At 57.4% G+C, this 18,479-nt stretch carries 17 protein-coding genes and 2 tRNA genes; 14 read left to right on the top strand and 5 right to left on the bottom strand.

Going from position 1 to position 18,479, the window contains the following annotated elements:
• Nucleotides 1-3: 3 nt before the first annotated feature.
• The 4 genes from IPM39_24165 to IPM39_24150 form a co-directional block, all read right to left on the bottom strand.
• Nucleotides 4-2,067: a hypothetical protein gene (locus IPM39_24165; GenBank protein MBK8989121.1), complete on the bottom strand. Its 2,064-nt coding sequence runs from the start codon at nucleotides 2,065-2,067 to the stop codon at nucleotides 4-6.
• Nucleotides 2,068-2,625 (bottom strand): GNAT family N-acetyltransferase, encoded by a 558-nt coding sequence (locus IPM39_24160; GenBank protein ID MBK8989120.1) that lies wholly within the window; start codon nucleotides 2,623-2,625, stop codon nucleotides 2,068-2,070. It lies immediately after the preceding gene.
• Nucleotides 2,626-2,632: 7 nt separating this feature from the next.
• A complete protein-coding gene (gene ftsH / locus IPM39_24155) occupies nucleotides 2,633-4,576 on the bottom strand; it encodes an ATP-dependent zinc metalloprotease FtsH (GenBank protein MBK8989119.1) in 1,944 nt (647 codons plus the stop codon).
• Nucleotides 4,577-4,675: 99 nt separating this feature from the next.
• A complete protein-coding gene (locus IPM39_24150) occupies nucleotides 4,676-5,929 on the bottom strand; it encodes a serine/threonine protein kinase (GenBank protein MBK8989118.1) in 1,254 nt (417 codons plus the stop codon).
• A 22-nt stretch (nucleotides 5,930-5,951) separates the two neighbouring features.
• On the opposite strand from IPM39_24150, the gene IPM39_24145 reads away from it, so the two are divergent.
• The 14 genes from IPM39_24145 to IPM39_24080 all read left to right on the top strand — a co-directional run bounded on the left by IPM39_24145 (nucleotide 5,952) and on the right by IPM39_24080 (nucleotide 17,061).
• Nucleotides 5,952-6,024: transfer RNA gene (locus IPM39_24145), tRNA-His, on the top strand.
• Between the two features lie 54 nt (nucleotides 6,025-6,078).
• Nucleotides 6,079-6,151 (top strand) — tRNA-Arg (locus tag IPM39_24140).
• Nucleotides 6,152-6,317: 166 nt separating this feature from the next.
• Entirely contained in the window at nucleotides 6,318-7,226 is a 909-nt protein-coding gene (locus IPM39_24135; protein ID MBK8989117.1) for a YitT family protein, read from the top strand.
• A gap of 53 nt (nucleotides 7,227-7,279) precedes the next feature.
• The gene (locus IPM39_24130; protein ID MBK8989116.1) at nucleotides 7,280-8,248 is read left to right on the top strand and encodes a hypothetical protein; all 969 of its coding nucleotides are present in this window, start codon (nucleotides 7,280-7,282) and stop codon (nucleotides 8,246-8,248) included.
• A 67-nt stretch (nucleotides 8,249-8,315) separates the two neighbouring features.
• Entirely contained in the window at nucleotides 8,316-10,244 is a 1,929-nt protein-coding gene (gene gyrB, locus IPM39_24125; protein ID MBK8989115.1) for a DNA topoisomerase (ATP-hydrolyzing) subunit B, read from the top strand.
• A gap of 5 nt (nucleotides 10,245-10,249) precedes the next feature.
• Entirely contained in the window at nucleotides 10,250-11,665 is a 1,416-nt protein-coding gene (locus tag IPM39_24120) for a F0F1 ATP synthase subunit beta (protein MBK8989114.1), read from the top strand.
• On the top strand, nucleotides 11,662-12,039 hold the full coding sequence (locus tag IPM39_24115) for a F0F1 ATP synthase subunit epsilon (GenBank protein MBK8989113.1): 378 nt from the start codon (nucleotides 11,662-11,664) through the stop codon (nucleotides 12,037-12,039). Before IPM39_24120 ends, IPM39_24115 begins: the two co-directional genes overlap by 4 nt.
• Before the next feature lie 62 nt (nucleotides 12,040-12,101).
• Nucleotides 12,102-12,455 carry an AtpZ/AtpI family protein gene (locus IPM39_24110; GenBank protein MBK8989112.1) on the top strand — a complete coding sequence of 118 codons (354 nt, stop codon included), beginning with the start codon at nucleotides 12,102-12,104 and terminating at the stop codon, nucleotides 12,453-12,455.
• On the top strand, nucleotides 12,452-12,796 hold the full coding sequence (locus IPM39_24105) for an ATP synthase subunit I (protein ID MBK8989111.1): 345 nt from the start codon (nucleotides 12,452-12,454) through the stop codon (nucleotides 12,794-12,796). Before IPM39_24110 ends, IPM39_24105 begins: the two co-directional genes overlap by 4 nt.
• Nucleotides 12,780-13,472, top strand: a complete 693-nt coding sequence (locus IPM39_24100) for a F0F1 ATP synthase subunit A (GenBank protein MBK8989110.1) — start codon at nucleotides 12,780-12,782, stop codon at nucleotides 13,470-13,472. The genes IPM39_24105 and IPM39_24100 overlap by 17 nt, the downstream gene beginning before the upstream one ends.
• A gap of 39 nt (nucleotides 13,473-13,511) precedes the next feature.
• Complete coding sequence (locus IPM39_24095) at nucleotides 13,512-13,790, top strand: F0F1 ATP synthase subunit C (GenBank protein ID MBK8989109.1); 279 nt, start codon at nucleotides 13,512-13,514, stop codon at nucleotides 13,788-13,790.
• A gap of 2 nt (nucleotides 13,791-13,792) precedes the next feature.
• Nucleotides 13,793-14,608, top strand: coding sequence for a F0F1 ATP synthase subunit B (locus IPM39_24090; protein ID MBK8989108.1), 816 nt, complete (start codon nucleotides 13,793-13,795; stop codon nucleotides 14,606-14,608).
• Nucleotides 14,598-16,112 carry an alternate F1F0 ATPase, F1 subunit alpha gene (locus IPM39_24085; GenBank protein ID MBK8989107.1) on the top strand — a complete coding sequence of 505 codons (1,515 nt, stop codon included), beginning with the start codon at nucleotides 14,598-14,600 and terminating at the stop codon, nucleotides 16,110-16,112. The genes IPM39_24090 and IPM39_24085 overlap by 11 nt, the downstream gene beginning before the upstream one ends.
• A 34-nt stretch (nucleotides 16,113-16,146) precedes the next feature.
• Nucleotides 16,147-17,061 (top strand): F0F1 ATP synthase subunit gamma, encoded by a 915-nt coding sequence (locus tag IPM39_24080; GenBank protein MBK8989106.1) that lies wholly within the window; start codon nucleotides 16,147-16,149, stop codon nucleotides 17,059-17,061.
• A 99-nt stretch (nucleotides 17,062-17,160) separates the two neighbouring features.
• On the opposite strand, the gene IPM39_24075 is transcribed toward IPM39_24080, so the two are convergent.
• Nucleotides 17,161-18,207, bottom strand: coding sequence for a LacI family DNA-binding transcriptional regulator (locus IPM39_24075; protein MBK8989105.1), 1,047 nt, complete (start codon nucleotides 18,205-18,207; stop codon nucleotides 17,161-17,163).
• Nucleotides 18,208-18,479 lie beyond the last annotated feature (272 nt).

The following is an 18,479-nucleotide window of genomic DNA, read 5'->3' as shown; positions in this document are numbered from 1 at the left end:
TGATCAACTGGCGTTTTCCAGGTTGCGGATAGGTGATTGAGGAACAGCCGTGGGCGGCTGAGAGGCGGCCGTGGGCGATTGAGTAACAATCGTTGGCGACACGGTTGGCAGGTCTTCGGGTGATACAATCGCTTCTTGCAAAACGGCTATTTCCATGGTGGCGACGGTCTGGGCCACGTTTTCGATGGCGACGCGCTGCTTGCGGTACAAGTCGCTCTCGCTCATCGCCAACCGCCGGGCCACGTCACGCACCCGCCGCCCCTGGACAAACTTCATCTCCAAAATATTGTACAAAATCCACTCGGTTGTAGACAGATTTCGTTCCCCTTCCGGCTTCTGTAATTCGATGGCGTCGGCCAGGATAGCCCGCAGGGCTGTGGTGGGATTGTTGCCGTATTCATCCAGCGTGTGCTGCACCACACGCAAGCCCAACAGTGGGCTTTTGGTCAGTTTCGGGCCACCCCAATAATGGCTAAGGGCATCCTTGACCATCGTGTTAAAATCGGGATCGTTTACCACACTTTCTGGGGATGTGGTCGAATCCACATCCACTTCAGGATCTGTCAGCACCGGCAGTCCGCCGAAGGTGGCTGCCCGGCGGCGCTCTTGCAAGGCGGTAATTTGGGGCAGCAGCCCTTCGACAGCGGCAAACACTTCTTGCTGCAGAATGCGGTCTTGGAGGGCGTTTTCAGCCTGATCCAGCAGCCGGTTCAGCACGAGATGTTCGCGGGCGTTCAGGTCTGGCTGGCTGGCGCGGGCGCGGATGCCAAAAATGCCGATGACCACATCTTGCTGTTGATTGTACAACGGCCGTATCCAATAGTTCTGCCACAGGAAAAAATCGTCAACTGCTTGCAGCTTTGCGCCGTTACCGGTTTCATGTTCCGCGTGGGTCAGTTCCACCCAATCGGCTTGCTGCCAGATGGCCTGCGCTTCTGGCTCGCCCAGCGGACCAACCACCGCTTCCAGTTTGAAGCCATCATCGCTGAGGGCGGCGACGAAAGTCGTGGGGGTGCGCAGCGCTTCACATGTGGCCGCCAGAATGCTTTCCAGGTATTGGTGAAGGTCGGCCGTTGTCAGCAAACGTTCGCTCAGTTGTTGAATGCGGCGCACATCAGGTTCGTCATTGAGTTGGAAAAAGCGTTCTAACGGCTGTTTATAAGCGTGGATCGCCCATTCCACCAGCATCACCGTGGCTACCAGGGCAAAACCGAGCGCCGTTTCGGCCGGCAGGCCTAAAATAGGACTGTTGCGGCTGACGGCAATAAACACCACCAGCACAATCGTGCCCGCCAGCGGAACCCGCGCCATAAACTTAAACAAACGCACCCGCACCACCCGGTCTGGCGAGGCTGCGCCAAAATAGACCAGGTTGGCCGTCAGCGAGGCAAACATCACCCCGACAACCAGGTTGCCGGCGATGGCTACCAGCCAAAACCAGACGGATGGGGTGGCGCTGCTGCTGCTCATAATAAGGTATGGGAACACAGCCAGGGGCGCGGCCAGAAAGGCCAACAACGTAATCGTCATACGCCAGCGGGTGGTGCTGGTGATACAGCGCTGCCGCGCTCGCCAGACGTTGTAAATGCTGGCTACCGTCACGACCCAGAAATGCAGCGCAAACAATGGGAAAAGCGGTCCCGCACTTAAGTGGGGAGCATGGGGCACAATGACCAAATCGCCAACGATTAAATCTGTCCAGAACACCAGCCCCCAAAAGACCATGCCGCTGAGATAACCAAGCATCACCATGTATCGGCGGCGCGGCGCGCCGGTGATCTCCAGCAAGGTGTCTGACAGGTGAAACTGCGCTGCTGGGGCCAGGGCAATGCCAATCCAACCCACGCGCAGCCAGTTGGCCGCATGTTCGGTGCTGATAATCCGGCTTACCAACAGTTCGCTGAGGTAGACGATGACCACAAACGAGACCAGAGCGCAGAACGCCTTCATCACCCGAATGCGTGTGCTGCGGCCAAAATTATACAAGACCACCGCCGAGCCAAAGATGACGATGACCGCCTGTAAAACGTCGTTGGTTAACGCCAAAATTTCAATCAAGTTATCCATTTATAATTTCAGGCAGAAATAGAGTTCGATGTCGTGCTGTTTAAAGTGGGCCTCATTATACCCGCAAAAGAAAAATCCGTTTTTGCGCAGAAATGTCATGGCCGGGTCGTTTTTCATGGGCAGGGCAGCCAGCAAGTGGCGGATGTTTTCTTGTCTGGCCCAGTGGACGGCGGCGGCAATCAGTTGTGAGCCATGTCCCTGGCGGCGCTGCGATGGGGCAACGGCCAGGTCGCTAATCCAGGCGGCCGGCCGCAGCGCTTCCAGCGTGGCAGTGGCATAAGCATGGATTTGTTCTTGCTGCTCGCCCACCAGGAACCAATCCGCACGCCACCAGCGTTTGGGCAGCTCTTCCTGGTCATGGGGATAGGGGATGGTGGTTGTTTTGGGTAGGCGCAGCGTTTGAAAACGCACGCCGATGGTTTCTATCGGCTGGTTGGCGGGCGGCTGGCTGACGACCATTTGCCAGATGCGGTTGGTCTGGTAGCTGTGGTCTATGGCCAGACAGGCGACAAAATCTTCTACGGCCGCCGGCCGAAAGCTCAGTTGGCATGTCTTCATGGCTGCTTCAGGCAGGCGAGGGCGAGGGCGGCAGATTAAGGGATGGGTTGCTCCAGTCGCGGGCTTCTTCTTTGCTGGGTGATGAGGGATGTTTAACGGCCGTTCCCACCGTCGGCGCGCGTTCAATCCCCTCAATAACCGCCACAAACTCTTCAGCCTCCAACGTCTCTCGCTCGATCAGCTCTCTGGCGACCCGGTCCAACGTCTCCCGATTCTCCGATAAAATTGCGCGCGCCCGGTCATATTCCTGGTCAATCAGCGCGCGCACTTCCTGGTCTATTAATTCAGCGACGGCATCGGAATAATCCCGCTGCTCGCTGATTTCCCGACCCAGAAAGACCATTTCCTGTTTCTGACCGTAAACGCGCAGACCCAGGTCACGGCTCATGCCATACTGCGTTACCATCGTCCGGGCAATTTGGGTGACACGCTGCAAATCGTTGCTGGCTCCGGCCGTTACTTCACCAAAGACGACCTCTTCAGCGACCCGTCCGCCCAGTGTGCTGGCGATCTGTGCCATTAGCTGTGACTTGTTGGGCAGCAGATTATCGTTTTCCATGTACCAGGTCAGGCCCAAACCCATGCCGCGTGGCACAATGGTGATTTTGCGCAGCGGTGGCGCGTCTGGCAAAAAATGGCTCACCAGCGCGTGCCCCGCTTCATGATAGGCGATAATCTCGCGCTCTTCCGGCGTAATGACCCGGCTTTTGCGTTCCGGGCCAAGCTGGACGCGCTCGATGGCTTCCTGAAACTCAGCCATGCTGATGTTTTTCTTGTTGCGCCGCGCAGACAACAGGGCTGCTTCGTTGACAGTATTTTCAATGTCCGCGCCGACAAACCCAGGTGTAGAACGGGCAAGCTGCGGCACGTTGACGCTGCCGGCCACCGGTTTGCCGCGTAGATGCACTTTAAATATGGCTTCCCGGCCGCGTATATCCGGCCGGTCTATCACCACGCGGCGGTCAAAGCGGCCTGGTCGCATCAGGGCCGGGTCCAGAATATCGGGCCGGTTGGTGGCGGCGACAATGATAACATGGGTATCGGTGTCGAACCCGTCCATCTCCACCAGAATCTGATTCAGGGTTTGTTCACGCTCGTCGTGGGAGCCGCCCAGGCCGGCGCCGCGCTGGCGGCCAACGGCATCAATCTCGTCAATAAAAATGATGCAGGGGCTGTGGCGTTTGGCCTGCTCAAATAAATCGCGGACCCGACTGGCCCCAACGCCGACGAACATCTCCACAAACTCCGACCCGGCGATGGAGAAGAAGGGCACGCCCGCCTCGCCGGAGACAGCTTTCGCCAGTAAGGTTTTGCCGGTTCCAGGGCTGCCCACCAGCAGCACGCCTTTGGGAATACGGGCGCCAAAACTGACGAATTTTTCTGGCTCACGCAGAAATTCGACCACTTCCTTGAGTTCTTCTTTGGCTTCATCGGCGCCGGCCACGTCGGCGAAGGTGACACTGGGGTGGTCGCTGGTGAACATACGGGCGCGGCTTTTGCCGAAGGACATGGCCTGGTTGTTGGAGCCTTGTGTCTGGCGAAAGATGAAGAAGATGAAGACGACCATCAAAATGGCCGGGAGAAAAACGCCAATCATAGACAGAAGGCCGGTGAATTGGCTGCGGCGGGCATACGTGATGGTGGGCAGGTTGTCGGCGTAGTCGCTGCCGGTGACGCCGTAGCTTTGCAAGAGTTCTTCCAGGGAGCTAACGCCGCTGACATTGGCTTTAACCGGTGGTTTGGCGTCGTTGGCGTAATGGATGACGACTTCTTGCCCGCTGCTGCTGACTTGGATGTTGGCGATTTCGTTGGTTTTGATTTGTTGGGCCAGCTGGCTGATGGAAATTTCGGCGCTGGGCGTGGCTGTGGCGCTGATGTTCCAGAGGATGGCAAGGATGGCGGCGGCAATTAACGTATAAATTAGCCATCGGGAGATTCGTGCTGCATTCATCAGGTAGCCTCTATTTTAGTATCTGGTTACTCCAGAATCGAACCGTGTTCTTGCCAAATTACAGCCAGTATAACAGAAAGGATGAGGGCTGCGAAGGTGTTAGCCAGCCCAGGCTCGGTAGACGAAATACCACAAGGGTATTAGTCCTAATAATAAAATGACGTCCACAAGTCCCAGGCCAAGAATCACCCAATCGGGGGCGGCCGGGGTGAGGGCTTTGTCGGCGACGGCTGGTATGGGTTGTCCATCTTGGGATGATTTTATGGGGCGCATGGGACGGACGGGCGTGTCTTGGGCATCAGCGGCGGTGGGTTGGGGGTGGGGGTGGAATTGGGTATCTTGTTCTGGGCGGGGCACGGCCGTTTTCACCGTCGGCTGCTGTCTGACCAGGGTGGGGTAGACGGGGCCGGTGTCGGCCAGGCTGCGTTCGCGGTAGGTACTCAGGATGCGGCCAAGCTGCCCGGCCGTGCTGTAGCGGGCGGTTGGCTCCTTGGCCAGCAGCTTATGGACGATGTCGTCTAGTTGGCGGGGCACGCCGGGGTTGTATTCCATGACGGAGGGTGGTTGTTCATTCAGGTGTTTCAGGGCAACGGCCGTCGGTGAATCACCCAAAAAAGGCAGGTGGCCGGTGAGCATCTCAAACATCACCACACCGATGGCGTAAACGTCGGAAGCCGGCGTGGGCATTTCGCCGGAGGCTTGCTCTGGCGAGATGTATTGCGGCGTGCCCCAGACCTGGCTTTCGGCCAGGTGTTGGCTGGCTTCGGTGATGGCGCGGGCGATGCCAAAATCGGCTACTTTCACCCGATCGTCGCGGGTGACAAGGACATTTTGTGGTTTCAGGTCGCAGTGGACCAGGTTGGCGCGATGGGCGTAGCCGATGCCATGACAAATCTGGATGGCGAGGTCGAGGACGCGGCTGACGGGCAGGAAACGGCCGTCTTCTGTGGCGTCGCGGATAATCTGCTTCAGGGTGAAGCCATCCACATACTCCATGACGATGTAATGCCGGTGTTCCTCCTGGCCGATGTCATGGACAGTGACGATGTTGGGGTGGGTGAGATTGGCGGCGGCGTGGGCTTCGCGCTGGAAGCGAGCCAAAAAGCCTTCATCGCTGGTCAGGCTCTCGTGCAGCATTTTGATGGCGACGATGCGCCCCAATTTCAGGTCTTGGGCGCGGTAAACGGCCGCCATGCCGCCGCTGCCAATGCGCCCTAAAAGCCGGTAACGGCCGTTCAAGGTACGTAACTCTGCGTGCATGACCGAGATTGTAAAGCGGAATGGGGAAAAGGCAAAGAGCGGGTTGGGAGGTTGGGAAACCCACTTGCCTGTCAGGGTCAGGTATGGTAGCATTCTGGCTGCATTCAAGCCTATGGCGGGTGTGGTGTAGGGGTTAACACATCTGGTTGTGGCCCAGAAGATCGTGGGTTCAAATCCCACCACTCGCCCTAAAGCTGATGGTCAACGGACTGTCAGCTTTTTTGTTCGGAAACAAAAACTTTGCGCCCGTAGCTCAATGGATAGAGTATCTGACTTCGAATCAGAGGGTTGGGGGTTCGAGCCCCTCCGGGCGTATAGGTAAAGGGAAACGGCCGTTGCCCCAGGTAACGGCCGTTTCTGTTGTGGGGTAGGGGCCAAGTCAGTATGCAGTATGCAGTGATCAGTTTTCGGTCGGCGCTCACTCTGGAAAACACGCACTGAACACTGAACACCGAACACCGCTGCTCATAGAGGTACTAAAATGGTTATCAGACAATTACCCGGTCGGGTGCGGGCACGGTTGATCACGCCCGCTAACCTGGACATTGCGCGGGATTATGTGACGATTGTGGTGGGAACGGCCGTAACCGTTGTCGCCATGCACTTCTTCTTTATCCCCAATACACTGGTCGTTGGCGGCGTCAGCGGTACGGCGCAAATCATCAACAGCTTCACCGGCTGGCCCATTGGCACGATGGTGTTCATCTTCAACGTGCCCCTGTTTCTGCTGGGATGGCGCTATTTAGGCGGCAAACGCTTCCTCATCCGCACCGTCGTTTCAGCGACCCTCTATTCGGTGATGTTGGATGGGTTGCAGTTTTTTCTACCGACCCAAGGCATCACCGACGACTTGCTGCTGAACACATTATATGGCGGTATTTTGGGCGGCATTGGCGGCGGTTTGGTGCTGCGCGCCAAAGCGACCGGCGGCGGCACAGACATTCTGGCCCGCTTCCTGGATAAAAAATATGGTATCCCTATCTCTCAGGGATACCTGTACACCGATGGTCTCATCGTGTTAATCGCCGGGTTGGCCTTCGGTTGGGAATTTGCTCTGTACGCCATTATTGGCCTGTACGTCTGGAGCATCGTCGCCGAAGTGGCGATGACCGGTTTGAACGTGGAGCGCATCGTCACCATCATCACCAATGAGCCAGAACTGGTGGCCCGGCAAATCATGAGCCAGTTGGAGCGCGGCGTGACGGCCTGGGAAGGACAGGGCATGTACACCGGGCAGGCGCGCAAAATGCTGCTGTGCGCTGTCAGCCGGGCCGAAATCGGTCAGGTGAAAGCACTGGTTTATGAAGCAGACCCTGGCGCTTTTGTGATCATTGGGCAGGCTCATGAAGTTTTGGGCGAAGGGTTCCGGCGATTGACAAAGGACGATTGAGAACACGCTTTTTCGCCTCCATAGAACATTTGAGGTAAAATTAAGCAGTTAAAATGATGACACATAAGAAAGAAAATAGCGCGCCTTTACCGGGCGTATGGCGGACCATCGCCGCCGGATTTGATCTGACCAGCAAGCATCTGTGGCTGCTTATTTTGCCTGTTGTGCTAGACACCTTCCTCTGGTTAGGACCCCGCCTGAGTGGGCGACTTCTAATTGAACGGTTGGTGGCGCTGCTGCCGTCAGACCAGGCGGTGGCCGATTTGAGCGCCCAACTGTTGGCGCTGGCCCCACGCACCAACCTGTTTACCAGCCTGTCTATTCCGTTGTTGGGCGTGCCGGCTCTGATGGTGGGGGCGACGCCGCAAAAGACGCCGCTGCCGACGCAGATAGTGGAGATGGACAGCGCCGGGTTGTGGCTGGGCTTGTTTTTGTTGTTTACTCTGGTAGGCGCACTGTTAACGGCCGTCTACTTCACCCTGATCGCCCGTGAAGTTGGCGCCGAAGACGGCCGTGCCGCCTGGCTCGCGCCTGGACCAGGGCAGGCCATCCGTCTGTGGACCCGGCTGCTGCTGCTGGGTCTGGTGCTGCTGGCAAGCGGCTTTCTGATTTACTTGCTGCTGCTGCCGGTTAGCTTGCTGCTGTCGTTTGTCAGCGCAGGGCTGGCGACCATCATCTTTTTTATGGGGCCGGTGCTGCTGATGTGGCTGGTGATTTATCTGTTTTTTGCGCCGCATGGGTTGGCTTTACACGGCCGTTCCCTCTACCAGGCGGCCACAGAAAGCTTACGGATTGTGCGGGTGTACGTTTTCTCAGTCCTGGGGCTGATCCTGACCTTGTTCATCATTCGCAACCTGGCAAGCACGCTGTTTCTACTGGCGGATGATGGCTCCTGGTTAACCCTGTTCAGCATCTTGGGCCACGCCTTCATCAGCACGTCCCTGACGACAGCAACGTTTATTTTTTATCGTGACCGATACCAATTGTTGTATACCGAGGCGCACCCCCTGCCACAGGCATAAATCACACAATAAAACGAGGCAGATCCCCAGTGTTTTCCCTTACCCGTTGGGTCTTTTAGGACAAATTATGGCAAAACAGGCAAATTCGACCAGCAAATACGACGAAACCAGCATCCAGGTGCTAAAAGGGCTGGAAGCAGTCCGCCGCCGGCCAGGCATGTATGTCGGCGGCACAGACGTGAAGGCGCTGCATCACCTGGTCTATGAAATTGTAGACAACTCCATTGATGAAGCCCTGGCCGGCCGCTGCGACCGCATCGAAGTGACCATTCACCCCGACAATGAGGTCAGTGTCAGCGACAATGGCGTGGGCATTCCGGTGGCCCTGCACCCCACCGAAAAGGTGTCGGCGCTGCAATTGGTGATGACCACGCTGCACGCCGGGGGCAAGTTCGATGAATCGGCTTATAAAGTATCTGGTGGGCTGCATGGCGTGGGCGCGGCGGCGGTGAATGCCTTGTCTGATTGGATGGAAGTCCAGGTAAAACGGGACGGCCACCTGCACCGGCAGCGTTACCAGCGCGGGCTGCCAGATGGCCCGGTAGAAAAGGTGCGCAAGTTGAAGCCAGGTGAAGATACCGGCACAACAACGACGTTTCGTTATGATGAAACGATCTTCACCGATGGCGAGACGTACCGTTTTGAGACGTTAGTTAACCGGTTCCGCGAGATGGCGTTTGTGACCAGCAGCGTCTACCTAAAACTGCGCGACGAACGGCCGTCTACGCCCCGTGAAATGAGCTTCTATTTTGAAGGCGGCGTCAAATCCTTTGTGCGCTATCTGAATCGCAACCGCAAGGTGCTGCACGATCCGATTTATGTGCAAAAAGAGGTAGACCGCATCGGCGTGGAAGTCGCGCTGCAATATACAGAAGGCGTGGCAATTTCCGAATTTGCTTTTGCCAACACCATCCATACACCCGATGGCGGAACCCATCTCACCGGGGTACGCACGGCCGTTACCCGCATCATCAACAAATACGCCCGCGACAACAACTTCCTCAAGGAGAAAGACACCAACTTCTCCAGCGACGACACCCGCGAAGGCATCACCGTCGTCGTCAGCGTCAAACACCCGGACCCGCAGTTCGAGAGCCAGACCAAAGTGAAGCTGATGAACGCCGAAGTTGCCGGCATTGTTTCCTCCGTCACCAGTGAAGCGCTGTCGGCTTATATGGAGGAGAACCCCCGCGAGGCGCGCAAGATCATTGACCGCTGCCTCACCTCTTCGCGCGCCCGTGACGCCGCCCGCAAAGCGCGCGACCTGGTGATGCGCAAGAGCGCCCTGGAAAGCCTTACCCTGCCCGGCAAACTGGCCGACTGCTCCGAGCGCGACCCGGCCAAGTGTGAGCTGTATATCGTTGAAGGTGATTCGGCCGGCGGCACAGCCAAACAAGGGCGCGACCGCCATTTTCAGGCGATTTTGCCGCTGCGTGGCAAAATTTTAAATACGGAACGGGCGCGTTTAGACAAAATTCTGGCCAATAACGAAGTGAAATCGCTCATTTCGGCGCTGGGCATTGGCATTGGCGAGACGATGGACATGGGCAATTTGCGTTACCATCGCATCCTTCTCATGACCGACGCTGACGTAGACGGCAGCCACATTCGCACACTGCTGCTGACCTTTTTCTTCCGCTATATGCCCAAGCTCATTGAGAACGGCCATCTTTACATTGCTCAGCCGCCACTTTATGCCGTAAAAGAGGGCAAAAACATCCACTACACCTACACCGAGGCGCAGCAAAGCACTTTGCTGAAGCAGTTGGAAGGCAAGAAATATGGCGTGCAGCGCTATAAAGGGCTGGGCGAGATGAACGCGCAGCAGCTATGGGAGACGACGATGAATCCGGCCGAACGCACGCTGCTGCAAGTGACGGTGGAAGATGCGCTGCTGGCGGATCGAACCTTCGATATGTTGATGGGCAGCGAAGTAGCGCCGCGCAAACGGTTTATTATGACGCACAGCAGCGAGGTGCGGAACCTGGACGTATGACCGTCATGTCTGCGCCCAGGATTCTGGCACGGAAGGCACAGGCGGCATCGAATATCGGCGTCATTGCCGCCGTGCGTGGCAGTGTTGTAGACGCCTATTTTCCGCAGCGGCTGCCCGCCCTGTACCAACGGTTAAGCGCCGGGGAAGACGGGCAGATTATCATCGAAGTAGTCGCCCATCTAAGCGCCAACCAGGTGCGGGGTATCGCCCTGACGCCGACCCAGGGATTGGCGCGCGGGACGGAAATTTTAGATGAGGAACGGCCGTTGCAAGTCCCGGTCGGGCAGCGTATTCTCGGCCGTATCTTCAATGTCTTTGGCGAAACCCTGGACAACCTGGAACCCCTCACTGGTGGTGAATGGCGCTCCATTCATCAACCCGCCATCCCTCTTCATCAACGTGTTGTCAGCGCCGAGATTTTCCAGACCGGCATCAAAGCCATAGATGTGTTGGCCCCTCTGGAGCGTGGCGGCCGCGCCGGGCTGTTTGGCGGCGCGGGTGTAGGCAAAACCGTTCTCATCACCGAACTCATCAACAACGTCGTCGGCCAGTATGAAGGCGTCAGCCTTTTCTGCGGCATTGGCGAACGCAGCCGAGAAGCGGAAGAGCTGTACCGGGAGATGAAAGACGCGGGCGTGTTGGACAACACCGTGATGATCTTCGGCCAGATGAACGAACCGCCTGGCGCGCGTTTTCGCGTCGGCCACGCCGCCCTGACCATGGCCGAATACTTCCGCGACGACGCCCATCAAGACGTGCTGCTGCTGATAGACAATATCTTTCGCTTCATCCAGGCCGGCTCTGAGGTGTCTGGACTAATGGGACAAATTCCTTCCCGCGTAGGCTACCAGCCCACCCTGGCCACGGAACTGGCCGAACTGCAAGAACGCATCTGCAACACCGCTGCCGGGGCCATCACTTCCGTGCAGGCAGTCTATGTGCCCGCCGATGATTTTACCGACCCGGCGGCCATCCACACATTTGGCTATCTGACGGCTTCTATTGTGCTTTCGCGCAAGCGGGCCAGCGAAGGGTTGTACCCGGCCATAGACCCGCTGCAATCCGGCTCCAAAATGCTGACGCCGCGTGTGGTTGGCGAACGCCATTACCACATCGCCCAGGAAATTCGCCGCACGCTGGCCGGGTATGAGGAGCTGAAAGACATCATCGCCATGTTGGGGTTGGAAGAGTTGTCGCCAGAGGATCGGCGGGTGGTGGCGCGGGCGCGCCGGTTGGAACGTTTTCTGACGCAGCCTTTCTACACCACTGAGCAGTTCACCGGCATGAGCGGTAAGCGGGTTCCCCTGGAAGCGGCTTTAGATGGCTGTGAACGGATTCTGAATGATGAATTTGCCGATTACCCGGAACGGGCGCTGTATATGATTGGCCCTATCAGCGAGGCAGAGAACAAACGATCATGATCCTGAAGGTGCTGCTGCCGAAGCAGGTGCTGCTGCACGAACAGGTCCGTAAGGTGGTGGCCGAAGGGCAAAACGGATCTTTTTGTCTGCTGCCGCGCCACGTAGATTTTGTCTCGGCGTTGGTTCCCGGATTGTTGGCTTATGAAACGGCCGTCGGCCAGGAAGCATTTCTGGCAATTGACGAAGGCATTCTGGTAAAGTGCGGCGCTGAAGTATTGGTCTCCACCCGGAACGCGGCGCAGGGCGCTGACCTGGGGCAGTTGCAAGTGGTGATCCGCGAGCAATTTGTGGAACTGGACGAGCGCGAAAAACAGACGCGCTCTGCGTTGGCTAAGATAGAGATGGATTTTGTGCGCCGGTTTATGGAGTTGTAGCCTGATGAGGCTAGACCAGACAGATTTCCAAAAAGCTGTCCGGTCTTTGCCGAGACCACGCGATGAATGAAAAAAATAACGGCCGTTCCCCCCATAAAGAGCTAGAACGCCGCATTGCCCGCAAAGAGCAGCGCAAGCTGTGGGCGCGCCGCCACGAAAAAGAGCGCGTCTGGTTTGGTCTGGGCACGTTCGGCATCGTCGGCTGGTCTGTCACCGTCCCCACCCTGCTCGGCCTGGCCCTCGGCCTGTGGATAGACGCCACCTGGCCCAGTCGTTATTCCTGGACGCTGATGCTGCTCATCGGCGGGATCTTGCTCGGCTGCTGGAACGCCTGGTACTGGGTCAGCCAGGAGCAGGCGCGCATTCAACAAGAGTTGGAAGAGATGTCGCCAGAGGAAACGGCCGATTCGTCGTGAACAGCGCGCAGCTTGTCTTTAGCCTGCTGGTTGGTGCGTTAATCGGCGCCCTTTACTTTGGCGGCCTCTGGTACACCGTGCGCCAACTGCCCACCGCCCGCCGCCCGGCGCTGCTGTTCATCGGCAGTTACCTGTTACGTCTGGCCTTGCTCCTGGGGGCTGTCTATTTGTTGGCCGGCAGCCATTGGTACAACATGCTCAGCGCCCTGGTTGGCATCCTGCTCGCCCGCACCTTGCTCATCCGCCGCTGGGGACCAGGAGCAGAGAACGATGAACAACAGGCGCGTAACCGTCAATCGTCAATTGAAAATCGAAAATCCTCTTATGGAAATAAGTCCTGACAACATCATCTATTGGTCTTATGGACCGCTCAAGCTAAACGCCACGATCCTGTTTACCTGGCTGATTATGGTGCTGCTGGTAGGCGTCTCCTGGCTGGTAACTCGTAAAATCACCAGCGACGATCATCTGACACCAGGACAAAACCTGCTGGAGGTATTGGTGCAGGCGCTGTATGACCAGATAAGCGAAATTGGGCAGCAGCGGCCGGAACGGTATTTGCCCTTCGTCGGCACGCTCTTTATCTTTATTGCCGCCGCCAATTTGTTGGCGATTGTGCCCGGCTACCAACCGCCTACGGGGTCGCTTTCGACAACGGCCGCTCTGGCCATTTGTGTTTTTGTGGCTGTGCCGCTTTATGGCATTGCCCAACTCGGCCTGTGGACCTACCTGAAGCAGTACGCCCAGCCGACGCCGGTGATGCTGCCTTTCAACATCATCGGCGAACTGTCGCGCACGTTGGCCCTGGCGGTGCGGCTCTTTGGCAATGTGATGAGTGGCACGATGATCGCCGGGGTACTGCTGTCTATTGTGCCGCTGTTTTTCCCCATCATCATGCAGGTGTTGGGGATGGTAACGGGCCTGATTCAGGCTTATATTTTTGCGGTGCTGGCGATGGTCTACATCGCTTCCGCCACCCAGGTGCAGACAAAGCAACGGCCGTTGCCCGACGAATAAACGTAACGACCACGACAGGCAGATTTTAAGGAGTTCATTATGGATAATCTCGGCTGGATAGCCATCATCTCCATCGCCACCGCTGGACTGACCATTGCCATTGGCTCATTGGGGCCAGCGTTAGGGCAGGGGCGTGCCGTAGCCCAGGCCCTTAGCTCCATTGCCCAACAACCCGATGAAGCTGGTACCATCACCCGCACCCTGTTTGTCGGCCTGGCGATGATTGAGTCTACGGCCATTTACTGCTTTGTTATCGCCATCATCCTGCTTTTTGTCAACCCCTTTTGGAACTACGCGACCGCGTTGATCGGAGGTTAACGGTGCTGATTGATTGGTTTACCGTCATCGCCCAAATCATCAACTTCCTGATTCTGGTGCTGCTGCTGCGCCGCTTCCTTTACCGGCCGATCCTGAACGCCATGGCCGAGCGCGAGCGCAAAATAGCCGACCGCCTGGCCGCTGCCGAAGCGCAGCGCGTGGCGGCGACCGCGGAAATTGAAGCCTACCGCCAGAAAAACAGCGCCTTTGCGCAAGAACGAGAACAAATGGTGCGCGAAGCAGAGGCGACGGCCGTTGCCCGCAAACAAGCGTGGCTAGAACAGGCGCGAACCGAAGTCAACGAAACGCGCACCCGTTGGCAAAAGGCGTTGGCCGAAGAGAAAGAATCCTTCTTACAAACGATGCGCCAACAGGTAGGGCAGCAAACCTATCATGTCATTCGCCGCGCCCTGACCGACCTGGCCGACGCCGGGCTGGAGGCGCGGATTGTGGATGTCTTTCTAGCCCGGCTGGCCGCTCTACCCCCGGACGACGCCCAGACCATTTATGAGGCGCTGCAGGGGGACATGGCCGTTCTGACACTTAACAGCAGCTTTGAAATTGACAATGCGCAGCGGCAGGCGCTGCGTCAGGCCCTCTTCGCCCAATTCGGGCCTGGGCAGGCCATCCGATTTGCCACAACACCAGACTTGATCTGTGGTTTGGAATTGGTAGCGCCCGGCCATAAAGTAGCCTGGAGCCTGTCCAGTTATCTGGACGAACTGGAGGAGACGCTGGGCGACGTTTTGGCGCACATACCGGCGGCTTCTGAAACCGCCGCGGCTGAGACGGCGGAGGCTCCGACCCATGCCTGGTGACCGGCTGCACGCCTTGCTGGACGAGACGTTTGTCGCCTTTGCCCAGGCGCAGGACCAGGTACGGCCGCGTCTGTATGCGCAGGAAGTGGGTCATGTGACGTATGTCGGGTCGGGCATTGCCCGCATTCAGGGGTTGATGGGGGTGCAGGCGGAGGAACTCATTCGCTTTCCTGGCGGGCTGACAGGCATGGCCTTCAACCTGGATGAGACGGAAGTTGGCGTGATTTTGTTGGGCGACAGTCAGTATTTGCGAGCAGGCGACGAGGTGCGGCGGATGCACCGGGTATTGGATGTGCCGGTGGGCGAGGGGATGCTGGGGCGGGTATTAGACCCCACCGGACGGCCGTTAGACGGCCGTGGCCCGATTCCCACCATTGAGCGCTGGCCGGTGGAACGACCGGTGACGCCCATCATGGACCGCGCCCCGGTGACAGTGCCGCTGCAAACCGGGTTGAAAGTTGTTGACGCTCTGATCCCGGTGGGGCGCGGTCAACGCGAACTGATTTTAGGCGATAGGCAGACCGGAAAAACGGCCGTTGCCCTGGATACCATCCTCAACCAGGCAGGCAAAGACGTCCTCTGTGTCTACTGCGCTGTCGGCCAGCGCAGTTCGGCCGTCGCTGGCGTTATCGCCGATTTGCGCGAACGTGGGGCAATGGAATACAGCATCGTCGTGGTCGCCGCCGGAGAAGACCCGCCCGGTTTGGAGTTCATCGCTCCCTATGCCGCCACCACCATCGCTGAATATTTCATGGAACAGGGGCGCGACGTCCTCATTGTCTATGATGACCTGACGCGCCACGCCTGGGCGTACCGCGAATTGTCACTGCTGCTGCGCCGCCCACCCGGCCGCGAAGCATTCCCTGGCGACATCTTCTACCTCCATTCGCGCCTGCTGGAACGTTCCACCCGGCTGCGCCCGGAATCCGGCGGCGGTTCGCTGACCGCCCTGCCCATTGTCGAGACTGAGGCGCAAAATGTGGCCGCCTACATCCCCACCAACATCATCTCTATCACCGACGGCCAGATTTACCTCTCGCCCGACTTGTTTCAGAAGGGAATTTTGCCAGCCGTAGACGTGGGGCGTTCTGTGTCTCGGGTGGGTGGCAAGACGCAGTTGGCCGCTTATCGCGCTGTGGCCGGTGATTTGCGCCTGTCGTATACACAGTTTGAAGAGTTGGAGAACTTCGCCCGCTTTGGCACGCGGCTGGACGAGACGACGCAGCAGACGATTGAACGTGGCCGCCGCGTGCGCGAGGTGTTGAAACAGGCGCAGTTTGCGCCGCTGCCGGTGGCGCAGCAAATTGCCGTGATGCTGGCCGTGACGGCCGGTTTGTTTGATGACGTGCCGGTGGCGCAGATTGATAGGCTGAGTCAGGTGGTGCAAGAAGCGGTGGTAAAGTTAGAAACGGCCGTTTGCCGCCGTATTGAGCGCGGCGAAAAACTGAGCGACGCCGACCGCGAGGCGCTGTTGGCGCGTATTCAAGCCACCATTCATGGGTGAATAACCTGGGTTTGTCACCTTATCAAGTTTATTGATGGAAAACATCGAAGACATCCGGCGGCGCATTAAAAACGCCAGCGATTTACACGCCATCGTGCGCACCATGCGGGCGCTGGCGATGACCAGCATTCGCCAGTATGAGCGGGCGGTCGAGTCGCTGGCGGATTACTACCGTACGACGGAACTAGGGCTGAATGTGGTGCTGACAACGGCCGTGCGTGAAGGATACGCTCTACCCCCTGCCCCGCGCGCGCCGCTGGCCGACCGGGGAACCGCTGTTCTCGTTTTTGGCTCCGACCAGAGCATGTGCGGCCAATTCAACGAACAGATTGCCGCCTATACGGCCGAAAGATTGAACCGCCTCGGCATTCCCGCGGCCAATCTACACGTCATCGCCATCGGCGCCCGCGTCGCGCCGCCGTTGGCCGAGCGCGGACTGGAAGCCATCAATCTTTTTAGTGTGCCCGGCAGCGTCGCCGGTATTACGCCGATGGTGCAAGAGCTGCTGCTGCGCAGCGACCAGTGGCAAAACCCGGCCACGCAGCCTATCATTGAACAGGTCTTCCTGTTTTATAATCAACTACAATCCACGGTCGCTTATCGTTCACGTATGCAGCGCTTGCTGCCCATCAATCTAAAACAACTTCGTCACCTGGAGAAACAGCCCTGGCCTTCACCGGTGCTGCCCGCTTTTAGTATGGATTGGCTGCCCCTTTTTTCGGCGCTGCTGCGCGAACATCTTTTTGTCTCCCTCTTTCGTGCCTTCGCCGAATCTCTGGCCAGCGAAAACGCCGCCCGCCTGGTTTCCATGCAGGCCGCCGAGCGCAACATCGAAGAGCGGCTGGGTGAACTGCACAAGCTGTACCATCATCAGCGGCAAGATGCCATTACCAGCGAGCTTCTGGACATTATTTCCGGCTTCGAGCTGCTCAGTTTACCGCAAATGTAAGCGTTCACCCCCCCTCTTGAGAATTGCTGCTATCCCTTCCCCTTTGGGGGGAGGGGGGTGAACGGATACGTGGAGTTGCTGCTGTGGCCGCCGGTCAATTCACAAAAACTGGCTCTCGTTTGGCGATTGGCAGCTCTCACGCACGATCAATTCTGTGGCAAATTCAACGCGCTTGGTCGGCAGCGTGGGATCTTCAATCCGTTCGATCAGGATGCGGGTGGCTTCCTGGCCCATGCTGCGCAGCGGTTGTCGGACGGTGGTCAGCATGGGGCGCATGTACGAGGCTTCCGGCACATCATCAAAGCCCATAATCGAGACATCTTCCGGCACACGCCCGCCGGCCGCCTGAACAGCCTTCATGACGCCAAACGCGCATATGTCGCTGGAAGCAAAAACGGCCGTTGGTGGCTTGTTTAGCTGCAAAAACTTAAGCGCCGCATCGTGACCGCTTTGTTCCAGGAAGTCGCCCTTGCATATCAACTCAGGATCAACCAAAAGGCCATGATCCCGTAACGCAGTCTGGTAGCCAGCCAAACGATCCTGGGCGCTGGCCACCTCAATAAACCCGGTGACAAACCCAATGCGTTTGTGACCCAACTCAATAAGATACCGCGTGGCATCGTAAGCCCCTTGCCAGTTCGCCGTCAACACAGCGCTGCAATCACCAATTCCAAGGCCAGGATGATCAATGAGTACGTAAGGAAAGCGTTTCCGGTCTAGGTCTCCCTGGTAAGCCTCCAAATTCCTGGGCAGCACAACCAGAAGCCCATCCGCCATGCCTTGGGTAAGCTGGGTCACGTAAGTAGACTCCTTGCCTTTGCGCTTGTGGGTCGTAGACAGCATCAAATCGTAATTAGAATTGGCGATTTCGGCATCAACCCCTTTCACAATTTCGACGTGATAACTCGTGTCCAGCTCATAAATCAACACGCCGACGACTTGAGATCGCCCGCCTGCCAGGCTGCGTGCTTTTAGATTCACCACATAGCCGAGTTTGGACATCGCCGCTTCGACGCGCTCCCGTGTTTCTGGTTTCACATGGGCGAAATTATTCACAACACGAGAGACCGTGGCATACGAGACGTTTGCTTCACGGGCCACATCTACAATGGTGACGTTGTTTGGGTTTATCAGTTCTTGAGTCATAAGGCTATCTATTGTGGTGAATAATTGCTAACTTGACAATTTAAAATGAATAACCTATAATTTTTTGCAAACGCTTTCACGATATTATATGCAGAAATAACCAAATACGTCAATAAACTGTCGTGAACATCCTAAACATGGCGCGCGCAACTGCCAATATGTACGAGGAACCGTCGTATCAAGATGATAACGTTTGCAATGACTGGTTTCACGGCCGTCATTTAGCCCAAACGTGCTGAATGGAATGGTTGGTTCAGTGGGTACATGTTTCA

It is taken from the genome of Candidatus Leptovillus gracilis (assembly GCA_016716065.1).
In the GTDB taxonomy this organism is placed as follows: Bacteria; Chloroflexota; Anaerolineae; order Promineifilales; family Promineifilaceae; genus Leptovillus; species Leptovillus gracilis.
This window is presented reverse-complemented; position numbering and strand designations above follow the sequence as displayed.

What these genes read in the sequence shown, in the direction of transcription:
- IPM39_24165 (MBK8989121.1), bottom strand. Translation starts at nt 2,067, where the DNA reads ATGGATAACTTGATTGAAATTTTGGCGTTAACCAACGACGTTTTACAG.
- IPM39_24160 (MBK8989120.1), bottom strand. Translation starts at nt 2,625, where the DNA reads ATGAAGACATGCCAACTGAGCTTTCGGCCGGCGGCCGTAGAAGATTTT.
- ftsH (MBK8989119.1), bottom strand. Translation starts at nt 4,576, where the DNA reads ATGAATGCAGCACGAATCTCCCGATGGCTAATTTATACGTTAATTGCC.
- IPM39_24150 (MBK8989118.1), bottom strand. Translation starts at nt 5,929, where the DNA reads ATGCTACCATACCTGACCCTGACAGGCAAGTGGGTTTCCCAACCTCCC.
- IPM39_24135 (MBK8989117.1), top strand. Translation starts at nt 6,318, where the DNA reads ATGGTTATCAGACAATTACCCGGTCGGGTGCGGGCACGGTTGATCACG.
- IPM39_24130 (MBK8989116.1), top strand. Translation starts at nt 7,280, where the DNA reads ATGATGACACATAAGAAAGAAAATAGCGCGCCTTTACCGGGCGTATGG.
- gyrB (MBK8989115.1), top strand. Translation starts at nt 8,316, where the DNA reads ATGGCAAAACAGGCAAATTCGACCAGCAAATACGACGAAACCAGCATC.
- IPM39_24120 (MBK8989114.1), top strand. Translation starts at nt 10,250, where the DNA reads ATGTCTGCGCCCAGGATTCTGGCACGGAAGGCACAGGCGGCATCGAAT.
- IPM39_24115 (MBK8989113.1), top strand. Translation starts at nt 11,662, where the DNA reads ATGATCCTGAAGGTGCTGCTGCCGAAGCAGGTGCTGCTGCACGAACAG.
- IPM39_24110 (MBK8989112.1), top strand. Translation starts at nt 12,102, where the DNA reads ATGAATGAAAAAAATAACGGCCGTTCCCCCCATAAAGAGCTAGAACGC.
- IPM39_24100 (MBK8989110.1), top strand. Translation starts at nt 12,780, where the DNA reads ATGGAAATAAGTCCTGACAACATCATCTATTGGTCTTATGGACCGCTC.
- IPM39_24095 (MBK8989109.1), top strand. Translation starts at nt 13,512, where the DNA reads ATGGATAATCTCGGCTGGATAGCCATCATCTCCATCGCCACCGCTGGA.
- IPM39_24085 (MBK8989107.1), top strand. Translation starts at nt 14,598, where the DNA reads ATGCCTGGTGACCGGCTGCACGCCTTGCTGGACGAGACGTTTGTCGCC.
- IPM39_24080 (MBK8989106.1), top strand. Translation starts at nt 16,147, where the DNA reads ATGGAAAACATCGAAGACATCCGGCGGCGCATTAAAAACGCCAGCGAT.
- IPM39_24075 (MBK8989105.1), bottom strand. Translation starts at nt 18,207, where the DNA reads ATGACTCAAGAACTGATAAACCCAAACAACGTCACCATTGTAGATGTG.